Annotated in this window: 14 protein-coding genes; 6 read left to right on the top strand and 8 right to left on the bottom strand. The window is 71.4% G+C overall.

All coding sequences use genetic code 11. The features are described 5' to 3' along the window. Positions 1–8 precede the first annotated feature (8 nt). Positions 9–392 carry a cold-shock protein gene (locus FFS25_RS04525; protein WP_053446928.1) on the bottom strand — a complete coding sequence of 128 codons (384 nt, stop codon included), beginning with the start codon at positions 390–392 and terminating at the stop codon, positions 9–11. A 244-nt stretch (positions 393–636) separates the two neighbouring features. Here FFS25_RS04525 and FFS25_RS04530 point away from each other — a divergent pair, with 244 nt between their 5' ends. The 4 genes from FFS25_RS04530 to FFS25_RS04545 all read left to right on the top strand — a co-directional run bounded on the left by FFS25_RS04530 (position 637) and on the right by FFS25_RS04545 (position 4,596). Further along, entirely contained in the window at positions 637–921 is a 285-nt protein-coding gene (locus tag FFS25_RS04530; RefSeq protein ID WP_137802081.1) for a hypothetical protein, read from the top strand. A 41-nt stretch (positions 922–962) separates the two neighbouring features. Continuing rightward, a complete protein-coding gene (locus FFS25_RS04535) occupies positions 963–1,583 on the top strand; it encodes a thymidine kinase (protein ID WP_058871440.1) in 621 nt (206 codons plus the stop codon). A gap of 84 nt (positions 1,584–1,667) precedes the next feature. Further along, complete coding sequence (locus FFS25_RS04540; RefSeq protein ID WP_006215577.1) at positions 1,668–2,381, top strand: response regulator transcription factor; 714 nt, start codon at positions 1,668–1,670, stop codon at positions 2,379–2,381. A gap of 103 nt (positions 2,382–2,484) precedes the next feature. Continuing rightward, entirely contained in the window at positions 2,485–4,596 is a 2,112-nt protein-coding gene (locus FFS25_RS04545; protein WP_349654411.1) for an ATP-binding protein, read from the top strand. Positions 4,597–4,719: 123 nt separating this feature from the next. Here the strand turns inward: FFS25_RS04545 and FFS25_RS04550 are convergent, their stop codons facing one another. From FFS25_RS04550 to FFS25_RS04580, 7 genes are all read right to left on the bottom strand, one after another. Beyond that, positions 4,720–6,255, bottom strand: a complete 1,536-nt coding sequence (locus tag FFS25_RS04550; RefSeq protein ID WP_137802082.1) for a SulP family inorganic anion transporter — start codon at positions 6,253–6,255, stop codon at positions 4,720–4,722. Positions 6,256–6,322: 67 nt separating this feature from the next. Next, the gene (locus FFS25_RS04555; RefSeq protein ID WP_137802083.1) at positions 6,323–7,327 is read right to left on the bottom strand and encodes a ribonuclease HI; all 1,005 of its coding nucleotides are present in this window, start codon (positions 7,325–7,327) and stop codon (positions 6,323–6,325) included. Positions 7,328–7,574: 247 nt separating this feature from the next. Then, a complete protein-coding gene (gene groL / locus FFS25_RS04560; RefSeq protein WP_058871442.1) occupies positions 7,575–9,206 on the bottom strand; it encodes a chaperonin GroEL in 1,632 nt (543 codons plus the stop codon). Between the two features lie 242 nt (positions 9,207–9,448). After that, complete coding sequence (locus FFS25_RS04565) at positions 9,449–10,120, bottom strand: GNAT family N-acetyltransferase (protein ID WP_058871443.1); 672 nt, start codon at positions 10,118–10,120, stop codon at positions 9,449–9,451. Then, a complete protein-coding gene (locus tag FFS25_RS04570; protein ID WP_171004098.1) occupies positions 10,117–10,824 on the bottom strand; it encodes a LytR C-terminal domain-containing protein in 708 nt (235 codons plus the stop codon). The genes FFS25_RS04565 and FFS25_RS04570 overlap by 4 nt, the downstream gene beginning before the upstream one ends. A gap of 61 nt (positions 10,825–10,885) precedes the next feature. Further along, positions 10,886–11,110, bottom strand: coding sequence for a DUF3263 domain-containing protein (locus FFS25_RS04575; protein WP_058871445.1), 225 nt, complete (start codon positions 11,108–11,110; stop codon positions 10,886–10,888). Further along, positions 11,110–11,817, bottom strand: coding sequence for an SDR family oxidoreductase (locus tag FFS25_RS04580; RefSeq protein WP_249933773.1), 708 nt, complete (start codon positions 11,815–11,817; stop codon positions 11,110–11,112). Before FFS25_RS04580 ends, FFS25_RS04575 begins: the two co-directional genes overlap by 1 nt. An 80-nt stretch (positions 11,818–11,897) precedes the next feature. Here FFS25_RS04580 and FFS25_RS04585 point away from each other — a divergent pair, with 80 nt between their 5' ends. Next, positions 11,898–12,593 carry a uracil-DNA glycosylase gene (locus FFS25_RS04585; RefSeq protein WP_137802085.1) on the top strand — a complete coding sequence of 232 codons (696 nt, stop codon included), beginning with the start codon at positions 11,898–11,900 and terminating at the stop codon, positions 12,591–12,593. A 5-nt stretch (positions 12,594–12,598) separates the two neighbouring features. After that, on the top strand, positions 12,599–13,447 hold the full coding sequence (locus tag FFS25_RS04590) for a siderophore-interacting protein (RefSeq protein WP_058871512.1): 849 nt from the start codon (positions 12,599–12,601) through the stop codon (positions 13,445–13,447). Positions 13,448–13,524: the final 77 nt, after the last annotated feature.

The following is a 13,524-nucleotide window of genomic DNA, read 5'->3' on the forward strand; positions in this document are numbered from 1 at the left end:
AGGAGGTCTCAGGCGTCCAGATTATCCGCGACTGTGCGCAGGATCTTGGCGATCTTCTGCCCGTGGGCGCGATCCGGGTAGCGGCCGTGCTGCAGCCCCTCCGAGATCCCGTCCAGCAGCGTCACCAGGTCCTGGCTGATCTCGGCCATCTGCTCGGCCGGCATGCGATTGTTCCGGGCCACGGACGGGGTCCTGCCCAGCACGGTGGCCTGCAGGGCCTGGGCTCCGCGACGGCCTTCGGCCACGCCGAACTCCATGCGGGTCCCGGGCGCGACGGTGTCCATGCCCTCGGGCAGCGCCGAGACGTGGAGGAAGACCTCGCCGCCGTTGTCGTCGGCCAGGAATCCGAAGCCCTTCTCCTGGTTGAACCACTTCACCTTGCCGGTGGGCACTGTGCACATCCTCTGCTTCTCGTGGCGAGGCAGCGGCCTCGCGGGGTGTTCCGGGTGCGTGCTCGGCCGCGGAGATCCCTTCCGGACAGGGCACGCCGCCTGCGCGGTCCCTGCGGCGGCCCGCTGCTCGAGCAGGCGGCTCAAGCCCCGGCGGGCGCGCTCTGCTCGGGGACCGGCAGAACGTCCCATCGTACTCCAGCCGGTGCCTCGGCGCCCCTGTCGGGCTCGGCTGTACCCTGGGTCCATGCCCGCCGAGTCCTCCCCTTCGATTCCCCCTGCCCGTTCCGGCACCGCATCCTCCGCCGCCGACAGGCAGCCCGGAGGCATGGATGCGCTGGCCTGGGCCACGGTCGTGCTGGCGGTGAGCTCCGGGGCGGCCATGGCCGCCATGCTGATCACCAAGTGGATCGTGGGCGGCGGCGAGATCTGGCCCTGGTTCACCCGCTACGCGCTGGTCGCCTTCCCGCTGTCGGTCGTCCTGCTGTTCCTGCTGCTGGTGCGCAACGCGATCCGCCGTGCCCGCAGCTGACGTCGTGAGCACGAGCCTGACCCTGCTGCACCGGAGCTGAGATGGCCAAGCTGTACTTCCGCTACGGGGCCATGAACTCCGGCAAGTCCACCGCACTGCTGCAGGCGGCGTTCAACTACGAGGAGCGCGACCAGCGCGTGCTGCTGGCCAAACCCTCCGTGGACACGAAGGGCGAGTCCACCATCACCTCCAGGCTGGGCCTCGCCCGCTCCGTCGACCTCCTGCTCGGACCCCACGACGACGTCCGCGCCCGCTTCCGCCAGGCCGCCGCGGGCCGCGACCCGGAGGCCCTGCTGGCAACCGTCGAGCTCCCGCCCGTGGCGTGCCTGCTCGTGGACGAGGCCCAGTTCCTGAGCCCGCGGCAGGTGGACGACCTGCTGCGCATCGCCGTGCTCGATTCCGTGCCGGTGCTGGCCTACGGGATCCGCGGCGACTTCCGCACCCGCTCCTTCCCCGGTTCGGGGAGGCTGATGGAGATCGCGCACACGCTCGAGGAGCTCAAGACCATCTGCCGCTGCGGCCGCAAGGCGATGTTCAACGCCCGCACCTCGGACGGCGGCATGGTGCTGGACGGAGAGCAGGTCGCGATCGACGGTGAGGTGGCCTACGAGTCCCTGTGCGCCTCCTGCTACCTCGAGCGCAGCGGCGGGCAGCTGGGCTGAGCCCTGCCCCACGGCCCACGACTTCCATGAAACGTCCTCAAAGCATCCAGAGGACGTCCAGGAGACTCCGAGACACTGGGTCGCGTGAACAACAGCAACCCTGAAGCAAAGCTCCTGGTCGTCGACGACGAGCCCAACATCCTCGAACTCCTCGCCACCTCGTTGAAGTTCGCGGGCTTCGAGGTCGTCACCGCCGCCAATGGCCGCGATGCCATCACCCGCGCCCAGGAGGAGAGCCCCGATCTGGCCGTCCTGGACGTCATGCTCCCGGATCTGGACGGCTTCGCCGTCACGCGGAAGCTGCGCGCCGAGGGCCGCACCTTCCCCATCGTCTTCCTGACCGCCAAGGACGACACCGAGGACAAGGTCCAGGGCCTGACCGTCGGCGGCGACGACTACGTCACCAAGCCGTTCAGCCTGGACGAGGTCGTGGCCCGCATCCGCGCCGTCCTGCGCCGCTCGGCCCCGGCCGAGGAGGACGACTCGCGCCTGCGCGTGGACGACCTGGTCCTCGACGACGACGCCCACGAGGTCTTCCGCGGCGAGCGCGAGATCGATCTGTCGCCCACCGAGTTCAAGCTGCTGCGCTATCTGATGCTCAATCCCAACCGCGTGCTGTCCAAGGCCCAGATCCTGGATCACGTGTGGGAGTACGACTTCAACGGAGACGCCTCGATCGTCGAGTCCTACATCTCCTACCTGCGCCGCAAGATCGACAACGATCCGGATCTTCCCCCGCTGATCCACACCAAGCGCGGCGTCGGATACCTGCTGCGCACGGCCCACAAGAACGGCTGAGCCCATCTGCAGCCCTCACCGGGCGGTGTCCGCCTCCGGCGGCGCCGCCCGTCGTCCTGACAAGATGACCGTCGTCCGCGTGCCGTCGACGGAGGTCTGAACCGTGGAGAAGCTCACAGCGCGGTGGCGCTCGTCGTCGCTGCGGACCCAGCTGATGGTCCTCACCGGCCTGCTGCTGATGCCGTCGATCCTGCTGACGAGCTTCGTGTCGATCTCCGTGGTGCGCGACTCGCTCGTCAACTCGATCGACAACGAGCTGCGCGAGTCGCTGAGCACCGTGTCGACCGCGCTGATGTCGGACATGATCGGATCGCCCACCGTCAACGTGTCCAAGCGGGGCTACCTGCTCGACTCCGACGGCGAGATCGTCGCCCAGGTGGGCTCCACCGCCCCCGGCCCGGTCGACCCGGGCGAGCCGGACCTCTCCAGCTTCACCCGCGAGCTCGTCCTGCAGACGGAGCAGTCCGGGATGACGGTGCGCTCCGCCGACGGCGAGGACGGCTCCTGGCGCGTGGTGGCAGCCCCCCAGGCCGATTCGGACTACACCGTCGTGACGGCCGAGCCGCTGGGCTGGGCCAACGGCATGATCTCGGCGGTGACGCTGCTGACCCTGAGCTTCGGGGTGGCCACCCTCCTGGTGGCCCTGACGGTCGGCTGGATCCTCATCACGCGGGCGTTCACACCGCTGAAGCGGGTCGAGGCCACCGCTGCCGCGATCGCCGCCGGCGACCTGTCCCAGCGCATCTCCGGCTACAGCTCCGCGACCGAGGTCGGCCAGCTGTCGATGTCGCTGAACCGCATGCTCGGGCAGATCGAGGACGCCTTCGACGCCCGGACCCACTCCGAGAACCGGCTGCGCCAGTTCGTAGCCGATGCCTCCCACGAGCTGCGCACTCCCCTCGTGTCGATCCGCGGATACTCCGAGCTCTACCGCCACGGCGCCCTGGACGATGACGAGAAGGTCTCTCAGGCCATGGGGCGCATCGAATCCGAGGCCACGCGCATGACCCAGCTGGTCGAGGACCTCCTCTCGCTGGCCCGGGTGGACAACGGCCGAGCCCTCGAGATCACCGACGTCGACCTGCTGGTCCTGGCCCACGATGCCGCCGCCGACTTCGCGGCGGCCTGGCCCGATCGCCGCATCACGGTGCTCGGCCCGGACGACAGCGCCGCCGCGCCGGTGTGGACCCGCGGCGATGACGCCCGTCTGCGCCAGGTCGTGGTCAACCTGATGACCAACGCCGTGCGCTACACGCCGCAGGGCAGCGATCTCGAGATCATCGTGGAGAACCCCTCCTTCGACGCTGTGCCGCAGGAGCAGCAGCCCGCCGTCCCGGATGACGAGTCCGCGCCGACCTGGCTGGCGCAGCTGAAGATCCGCGACCACGGTCCCGGCATCAAGGGCCCCGACCGCACCCGGATCTTCGAGCGCTTCTACCGCGCGGACACCTCCCGCGCCCGCGAGACCGGCGGCACCGGGCTGGGCCTGTCGATCGTGGCCTCGGTGGTGGGCCAGCACGGCGGAGTGGTCACCCTCGAGGAGACCCCCGGCGGCGGCGCGACATTCGTGGTCACCCTGCCCGGCGGGGAGTCCGCCGAGGCCGCGATCGAGCGCGCGGCCGACGCCGACGACCCTGCGGACCAGGCCCTGCGCTCCAGCGGCGCTGAGGCTCCCAGGGCCTCCCGCGGGGAGTCGGGGACCTGGTTCTCGCGCGGTGCGTGGACCCCCTCCAGGCGGCGCAGCGCACCCACCGAGGAGCAGCTCGAACGGCAGCGTCAAGCCGCCGAGGAATCCGGTCCCGCTTCCGCCTCAAGCGGTCGTCGGATGCGCCGTGCCGCCCGCCGCGGCGAGACGACAGTGCCCTCGGCCGGAGACTCCCCGGTCGAGCCCGGTTCGGCAGCCGAGGCCACCGGTGCCGGCGCGTCCGATGCCGACGGCTTCGAGGCGGGAGATTCCGCTCGCGCCTCGACGGCTGCGGGGGCGTCGCCGGCCGAGCAGGCTCAGCCCGCCCGCGCCGCAGATGCCGAAGCAGGCACTGCTGGACGCGAGACCCGAGACGACGCCCCGTTCGGCGACGACGGCCTGCCTCCGATCCCCGAGATCGACGACGACGATCCCAGCATCATCGACGAGACCGGCGAGCTTCCGGATCTGTCCGGCCCAGATCCCGGGGCACCGCGCGACGACCGCAGCGGCGGCTCCTCGCACAGCTGAGGGGCCGTCCACGGCTCGCAGAGCGACCGGCGCAGGCCGCTTCCGAGGGCGAGCATGGCCCGAGAGGTCCTCGGGGCCGCCGGCCGGGCAGAGAGACGACGGCTCGGTCGCGGGGGCGTCAGCTCAGCCGCGGGGACGGCGGGTCAGCCGGTCGTGCAGCCCGGAGCTGAGCCGATCCAGGCCCACGATCTCCACCTGCACGCCGTGGCGGTCGTACTTCTCCCGGATCGAATCCAGCGCGGCGACCGTGGAGGCATCCCAGATGTGCGTCCGGCTCAGATCGATGCGCACGTGCTGCGGGTCCCGGGCGTAGTCGAACTGCGTGTAGAGGTCGTTCGAGGAGGCGAAGAACAGCTCGCCGTCCACCACGTAGGTGACCATGTCCTCGCTGGGGACCGTCGTGACGAGGTCCTCGCCCACCCGGCCCGGGAAGCGGTGGACGCGCACGGTGTGGGCCACGCGGCGGCTGAACAGGACCATGGCAGCCAGCACTCCGGCGCCAACGCCGATCGCCAGATTGTGCGAGACCACGATGACCACGGTCGTGATGACCATGACCGCGACCTCGCTGCGCGGCAGCGTGCGAAGGGTACGCGGGTGGATGCTGTGCCAGTCGAACGAGGTCAGCGCCACGTAGATCATCACCGCGGCGAGTGCGGCCATGGGGATCACGGCCACGACGTCTCCCAGTGCGATCACGAGCACCAGCAGGAAGATGCCCGCCGAGGCCGTGGAGATCCGCGTGCGGGCGCCCGAGGCGTTGACGTTCATCATGGTCTGCCCGATCACCGCGCAGCCCCCCATCCCGCCGAAGAGCCCCGTCACGATGTTCGCAGCGCCCTGCCCCCAGGTCTCGCGGGTCTTGGAGGACGGGGTGTCGGTGATGTCGTCCACCAGCTTGGCGGTCAGCAGCGACTCGAGCAGCCCCACGACCGCCATGGACAGGGCGTACGGGAAGATCACCTGCAGCGTCTCGAACGTCCAGGGGACCTCCGGCAGTCCCAGTGCCGGCAGCTCGCGCGGCAGCTCGCCCTTGCCCCCCACGGTCGGCACGGCGATCGAGGCCAGCACCGCCAGGAGGGTCACCACGACGACCGCCGCGAGCGGGGACGGCACCGCCCGGCTCAGCCGCGGCAGACCGAAGGTGATCAGCAGGCCCAGGGCCACGAGCGGGTAGACCATCCACGGCACGCCGAGCAGCTCGGGGAGCTGGGACGTGAAGACGATGATCGCCAGCCCGTTGACGAAGCCCACCATGACCTGCCGCGGCACGAAGCGCATGAGCTTGGGCAGTCCGACCAGCGCCAGGAGCACCTGCAGGATCCCGGCGAGGATCACGCATGCGATCAGGTGCTCGACCCCGTGGGAGGCCACCAGGGGCGCGACGACCAGGGCGACGGCACCGGTGGCCGCCGAGATCATGGCGGGTCGGCCGCCGACGATCGAGATGGTCACCGCCATGGTGAAGGAGGCGAAGAGCCCCACCCGCGGATCGACCCCGGCGATCACGGAGAAGGCGATCGCCTCCGGCATCAGCGCCAGGCCCACGACGAGTCCCGCCAGCAGCTCGGTGCGCAGGGCTCGCGGCGAGCGCAGGCTCCACAGCACGGACTGGCGCTGCAGCGGCGAGGGCGAGGCCTGGGCGGACGGTGAGCTCATGCGGACGGGGCTCCTGAGACGGGGAAGGGCAGGGACCCCGCCGCCGGCAGGTGCGCCGCGGGGCTGTTCAGGACTCGAGCGTCACCTGGAGGTGGCGCAGCAGCCATTGTCCCAGTTCGCTGCGGGAGTCCTCGCGCGTCCACAGCGCGGTGTGCACCGCCGAGCCCGTGGAGCCCAGGACATGGATCGTGGTCTGCACAGCGCGCCCGCTCAGGGCCAGCAGGTCCACCAGATGCAGGTCGGCGGAGTCGTCGCCCCGGGAGAGGCTCGCGGGATTGCCGGGGCGCCCGTCCGAGTCGATGAGCACCGCCTCCGGGTGGAGGGTCGCGGCCGACAGGCCCTCGCGGATGCGTCCGCGCTCCAGGCCGAAGACCTCCTGCGCGGGGCTCGGAGCGGCGGCCAGGTCCTCCGACTGATCCTCCAGGCTCGAGAGCAGATCGGGATCCGGGTCCCCCACCTGCTCCTCTGCCTCCGCACGGGGATCGGCTGCGCCGCTGCCTGCGGGACCGGCCTGGTCCCCCGCTGCGGCGCCTGTGGCGGCCGCGGGCTCGGCAGGAGCCGCATGGCCTGCCGGCGCCGCAGCAGCTGAGGGCGCGGCCGCGTCCGAGCCCAGCGCCAGCCCCGGCCCCTCCTCCGGCGCGCGGCCGGCCTGAAAGGCCTTGGCGGCGGCGTTGGCTCGGGTGTCGGCGGCCTCGTTCAGCTCGTGGCCCGCGTGGCCCTTGACCCATTCGAAGGTCACGTCCCGGCCCTGCATGGCGGCGTCCAGCGCCTTCATGAGCTCGACGTTGAGCACCGGCTTGCCGTCGCTCTTCTTCCAGTCCTTCTTCTTCCAGCCCTTCATCCACTTGGTGATCGAGTTGATGACGTACTGGCTGTCGCACAGCACCCGCAGGGGCTCGCCGAGCTCCTGCGTGGACTCGAGCAGGTCCAGCACGGCCTGGAGCTCGCCCATGTTGTTCGTGCCATGCGGCCAGCCCCCGCTGCGCCAGTTGGAGTCGTCGATGTACCAGGCCCAGCCGGCCGGGCCGGGATTGCCCAGGGCGGAGCCGTCGGCGGCAGCGATGATCGTCATGCCGAACACTGTGGCACGTCCCACCGACAGCACAGCCCAGCCCGGCGCCGCGGCTCGGGCTGTCTCGACAGGCTCCCGTCGGCAGGCCGGTCGCACCGGGCCCTGGGACGCCTGCGGCACCGGCCGGCAGCGCAGACACTCGTCGGGTCCACCCCCCCGGACATGACGACGGGCCCCGCCTCCCGAGGTGGGAGACGGGGCCCGTCGGACTCGCTGGGCTGGCCTCAGCGATGACGCCGAGGCGTCATCACATCATGCCGCCCATGCCGCCCATCGGGTCCTCGCCGCCGCCGGCGGCCGCGGCCGGCTCCGGCTTGTCGGCGACGACGGCCTCGGTGGTCAGGAACAGCCCGGCGATCGAGCCGGCGTTCTGCAGGGCGGAGCGGGTGACCTTGACCGGGTCGTTGATGCCCGCGGCCATGAGGTCCTCGTACTCGCCGGTGGCCGCGTTGAGGCCCCAGCCCTTCTCGAGGCCGCGCACCTTGGCCGCCACGACGCCCGGCTCGAGCCCGGCGTTGAAGGCGATCTGCTTGAGCGGAGCGTCGATGGCGACCTTCACGATGTTCGCGCCGGTGGCCTCGTCGCCGCTGAGCTGCAGCTGGCCGAAGGCGGTCTCGCCGGCCTGGATCATGGCGACGCCGCCGCCGGCGACGATGCCCTCCTCCACAGCAGCCTTGGCGTTGCGCACAGCGTCCTCGATGCGGTGCTTGCGCTCCTTGAGCTCGACCTCGGTGGCCGCGCCGGCCTTCAGCACGGCGACGCCGCCGGCCAGCTTGGCCAGGCGCTCCTGCAGCTTCTCGCGGTCGTAGTCCGAGTCCGAGTTCTCGATCTCGGCGCGGATCTGGGCCACGCGGCCCTCGATCTCCTCGGCGGAGCCGGCGCCGTCGACGATGGTGGTCTCGTCCTTGGTCACGACGACCTTGCGGGCGGTGCCCAGCAGGTCCAGGGTGGCGGTCTCGAGCGAGAGGCCGACCTCCTCGGTGATGACCTGGCCGCCGGTCAGGATGGCGATGTCCGCCAGCTGGGCCTTGCGGCGGTCGCCGAAGCCGGGAGCCTTGACGGCCACGGACTTCACGGAGCCGCGCATCTTGTTCAGCACCAGCATGGCCAGCGCCTCGCCCTCGACGTCCTCGGCGATGATCATCAGCGGCTTGCCCGACTGGATGACCTTCTCCAGGACCGGGACGAGATCCTTCACGGCCGAGATCTTCGAGTTGACGATGAGGATGTAGGGATCCTCGAGGACGGCCTCCTGGCGGTCGGCGTCCGTGACGAAGTAGCCGGAGAGGTAGCCCTTGTCGAAGCGCATGCCCTCGGTCAGCTCGAGGTCCAGCCCGAAGGTGTTGGACTCCTCGACCGTGATCACGCCCTCCTTGCCGACCTTCTCCATGGCCTGGGCGATGAGGCGGCCGATCTCCGGATCCGCGGCCGAGATGGACGCGGTGGCCGCGATCTGCTCCTCGGTCTCGATCTCCTTGGCGGAGCTGAGCAGCTCGGCGGTGACGGCCTCGACGGCCTTCTCGATGCCGCGCTTGAGCGAGAGCGGGTCAGCACCGGCGGCCACGTTGCGCAGGCCCTCGCGCACGAGCGCCTGAGCGAGCACGGTGGCGGTGGTGGTGCCGTCGCCGGCGACGTCATCGGTCTTCTTGGCGACCTCCTTGACGAGCTCGGCGCCGATCTTCTCGTAGGGGTCCTCGAGCTCGATCTCCTTGGCGATGGACACGCCGTCGTTGGTGATCGTGGGAGCGCCCCAGGACTTCTCCAGGACGACGTTGCGGCCGCGCGGGCCGAGCGTGACCTTGACGGCGTCAGCCAGGGTGTTGAGGCCGCGCTCGAGACCGCGGCGGGCCTCCTCGTCGAATGCGATGAGCTTTGCCATGTGTTCGTCCCTCCTGGACGTTCAGTCTGACTCCCACCGACCCGCTGCCCGCGACGGACGGGGCGCCGGCTCCTGCGGGATCTGCCCGCCGAGCCTGCCCCTCAGAGAGGCGGTGGCTTCCACTTCGTGGTCGAGCGGCTGCGCCGACCGCAGCGGGGCCGGCTGGCAGTCTGCTCGACTGAGTGCCAAGTCCATTATTGGCACTCGGCCCCTGCGAGTGCAAACCCCTGAGCGCGTTCGGCTCAGGGTTCACCGAGGGCGGACGCCCCGTGCCACGGCACCTGCTCCCACTCCTCGCGCAGAATGCCGTAGATCATCCGGTCGTAGTGCTCCCCCGCCACCTTACGAGCCCTGCGGATCCGCGCCTCCTCGGTGAAGCCGAGCTTCCGGGCCACCCGGCACATGCCGCGATTGCCGCTCCAGGTCTCCAGGTCGACGCGGTCGGCGCCGCTGGTCCGGAACAGCAGGTCGACCCACAGGCGCAGGGCCTCCGAGCCGTACCCGCCGGACCAGTACTCCGGCGGGTAGATCGCCACGCCGATCGAGTGCAGCGGCAGCAGATGCGTGCCCGTACCCGGATCCTCCGTGGGGGCCTCCGCGTGATACCAGGAGACCTGCCCCAGGAACCGGTCGGTGCCCTGCTCGGCGATCACCGCGGTGTCGCGCACTGCGGGCCAGTCGCCCTGGCGCACCCGCTCCGTCAGCTTCCCGAGCCAGCGCTGGGCCGTTTCTGCGGTGAAGTTGGGGTAGAAGGGCCCGTCCGTGCGCTGCCACTCGTGCTCGCCGCCGCCGGGCGGGGGCATGATCCACCGCTCGTAGACGGGGAGGTCATCGGCGCGCCAGTCGCGCAGGCGCACGCGCCGGCCCTCGACGGCCAGCGGCTCGACAGCGCGCGAGTTCCCCGCCGCGCTCATCGGAGGGCCTCCGTCGGATCGGCCGCCATTGCCTGGGCGCCGGCGCCTTCCTGCGGGAGCTCGGCGGCGCCCTGCGCGGAGGACTGCTCCTGGCCTGCGCCCACCAGCTCCTCGCCGAGGTCGTCTCCGATCACTGCCACCAGCGGATAGGCGATGGCGTCGTCGGCCTGGACCTGCTCGATCCCCAGGGCATCGGCCACGAGCCGGGCCTGCTCCTCGGTGTCCCCGGTGACGCCGTCGCTCGCGTAGTAGACCACGCTCTCGTCCACGGGCAAGCCCCAGTTGCCGGTGGCGATGACCTCCCAGTCCAGCGCCGTGAGGTCCTCGCTGGCAGCGCCGGCCACGCCGTCGAGGTCGGTGGCGTTGAAGATGCCCACCTGCTCGGCGTCCTCGGGAGCGGCGGAGGCGCTCGCCCCGTCCTCCGCGCCGGCCGACCCGCTCGGATCCTCGGCGACCTGGTCCTCGGAGCCCTGGACGGCGCTCGAGCCGCGGTCCTGGTTCACGGTGGAGAAGACGTAGGCGCCGGCGCCCAGCAGCAGGCCGAGGGAGCCCACGATGACCATGGCCTTCAGGCTCCCGGGGGTCTTGGGGGCTGCGGCCTCCCGGGGCCGGTGCGCGCCCTGCCGAGGGCCGTCCTCCGGGACGTCGTCGAAGACGTCGCGGGGATGCAGGTCGGGATCGGACCACGGGGGCTGTTCGCTCATGCGCGCCATCCTTCCATCGGGGAGCCCGTTCATGCGCCGCGACGAGCCGCCGGGACCGCGCTCACGAGTCCCTCAGCTCGCGCAGCTGCCGCACCAGGACGGGCTCGGCGGCCCAGGCGGCCTCCGTGTCCAGCAGCGCATTGAGCCGCTGGTAGTACTCCGTCACGGGCATCCCGAGCTGCGCGCCGATGGCCCGCTCCTTGGCCCCCTGGTACTTGAAGCGCCGCTTCTCCAGGTCGAGGATCGCCCGCTGCTGCTCGTCCAGCTCCCCCGCCTGCGCGCCCATCAGCACTGCTCCTGGCGCGGGCGCACCGAGACCGAGGTGAGCTGCACATCCGGGGAGGCATCTACGACCGCACGCACGGCCCGGCCCACCGACTCGGGGAGGATGTACTCCTCCGGGCGGTGCTGCTTCCCGATCGAATCGTGGATCCCCCGCAGCATCTCGGTGTCCGTGGGTCCGGGGTGCACCGAGGCCACCCGCACGAGGTCCGGTTCGAGCTCCTGGCGCAGCGAGTCCGCCAGCGCCCTCAGCGCGAACTTGGAGGCCGCATAGACCGCATTGCCGCCGCTGGCGGTGAAGCCGGCGCCGGAGTTCACGAGCACCACGGTTCCCTGCGCGCGGCGCAGCGCGGGCAGGGCCAGCCGGGTCAGCTCGGCGGGGACCATGACGTTGAGCTCCAGCTGCGCCTGCCAGTCCTGGGGGCGGGAGTGCTCGACCGAGAGCCGGTGGCCCAGGGCGGCGCAGTGGACCAGGACATCCAGCCGCTCGAGCCCGTCCACGAGCTCGGGCAGGGCCTGGAAGTCCGTGAGCTCGGCGCGCACGGGCTCGGCCCCCTCCGGCAGCTGCGCCAGGGCGTGCTCATCGCGGCCCACGGCCAGGACCCGGTGATCGACCGCCAGGGACTCGACGACCGCCCGGCCGATGCCGCCGGTGGCACCGGTGACGAGGGCGACGGGACGCTTATCGGTGGGCATGCTCGACTCGCTCATGCCGCCACTGTAGAACGCGGCCACGACAGCGCAGCGGGGCGCCCCCGGCGTCGTGGGCGGCGGTCCCTAGAGTGGTCCGCATGACCAGCACCGATTCCGCAGACCGCCCCGACCTCGCCGAGATCATGGCCGAGGACTGGGCCGAGGCCCTGCGCCCCGTGGAGGACGCGATCCACGGGATGGGCGACTTCCTGCGCCAGGAGCATGCGCAGGGCCAGCGCACCTTCCCGCCGGGCCCGGAGATCCTGCGGGCCTTCCAGGAGCCGATGGCCGAGGTCCGCGTGCTGATCCTGGGCCAGGACCCGTACCCCACCCCGGGCCACGCCATGGGGCTGTCGTTCTCGGTGCGCCCGGACGTCCGCCCCCTGCCGCGGTCCCTGCAGAACATCTACCGCGAGCTGCACGACGACCTGGGGATCGCCCCGGCCGAGAACGGGGACCTCAGCGCATGGAGCCGCCAGGGCGTCATGCTGCTCAACAGGTGCCTCACGGTGCGCGACGGAGTGCCTGCCTCCCACCACGGCAAGGGGTGGGAGGCCGTCACCGAATGCGCGGTCCGGGCCCTGGCGGCCCGCGGCGGCCCGCTCGTGGGCCTGCTGTGGGGACGCCCCGCACGCCAGTGCGCCCCCTGGCTCGCCCCAGCCCCGACCGTGGAGTCCACGCACCCCTCTCCCCTGTCCGCCTCCCGTGGCTTCTTCGGCTCGCGGCCGTTCTCCCAGGTCAACCGTCTGCTCGAGGAGCAGGGGGCGGCTCCGATCGACTGGTCGGTAAGGTGAGCCTCATGAGTGACGACCCCGCCCAGCACCAGCCCGCTCCCGCAAAGCCGCCGAAGGCGCAGATCGACCTGACCGTCGTGCAGCGCCTGGAGCTCTCCCCGTCGATGGTGCGCATCGTGGCCTCGATCGGCGATCCGAGCTCCTTCCGGGACATCGAGCCCCCGGAGAAGTACTGCAAGCTCGTGTTCTTCGATCCCGAGCTGGGCCTGGGAGATCATCCCGACTACTGGAGCCTGCGCGAGACGCTTCCGCGCGAGCACCTTCCCGCGACCCGGCACATGACGCTGCGCCACGTGGACCTCGAGGCCGGGCAGCTGTGGATCGACGTCGCGCTGCACGGCGACTCCGGCTGGGCCGGGCCGTGGGCGGCCGGAGCGCAGCCCGGCGACACGATCGTCGCTGTGGGTCCCGGCGGCAAGTGGATCCCCGACCCACAGGCCTCCTGGAGCCTCATGCTCGGCGACGAGGCCGCGATCCCCGCGGTGCTCGCCAACGTCGAGGCCATGCCGGAGGACGCCCGCGGAGAGATCCTGCTCGAGGTCCAGGACGCCGATCACCACCTGGACATCCAGGTGCCCTCGGGCTGGAGCCTGCGCTGGATCCACCGCGCCGAGGCCCCCGCCGGCTTCCCCGCCCTGGTCGAGGCCGCGCGCACGGCGCAGTGGCCCGGCACGACGGACGGCATCCAGGTCTTCGCCCACGGCGAGCGCGAGGCCATGAAGGCCCTCCGACCCGTCCTGTTCGAGGAGCACGGCCTGGACCGGGCGCAGGTCTCGCTGTCGGGCTACTGGGCCCGCGGCCGCGACGAGGACGCCTTCCAGGCCGAGAAGAAGACCCCGGTCGGCAAGGTCTGATCCCCTTCCCCTCGCACAGCACGACGCCCGCGCACCTGCTCATGCGAGGGTGCGCGGCCGTCGTCGTCTGCGCAGGC

The sequence above is a fragment of the Kocuria sp. 2SI genome (assembly GCF_005502825.1).
GTDB lineage: Bacteria > Actinomycetota > Actinomycetes > Actinomycetales > Micrococcaceae > Kocuria > Kocuria palustris.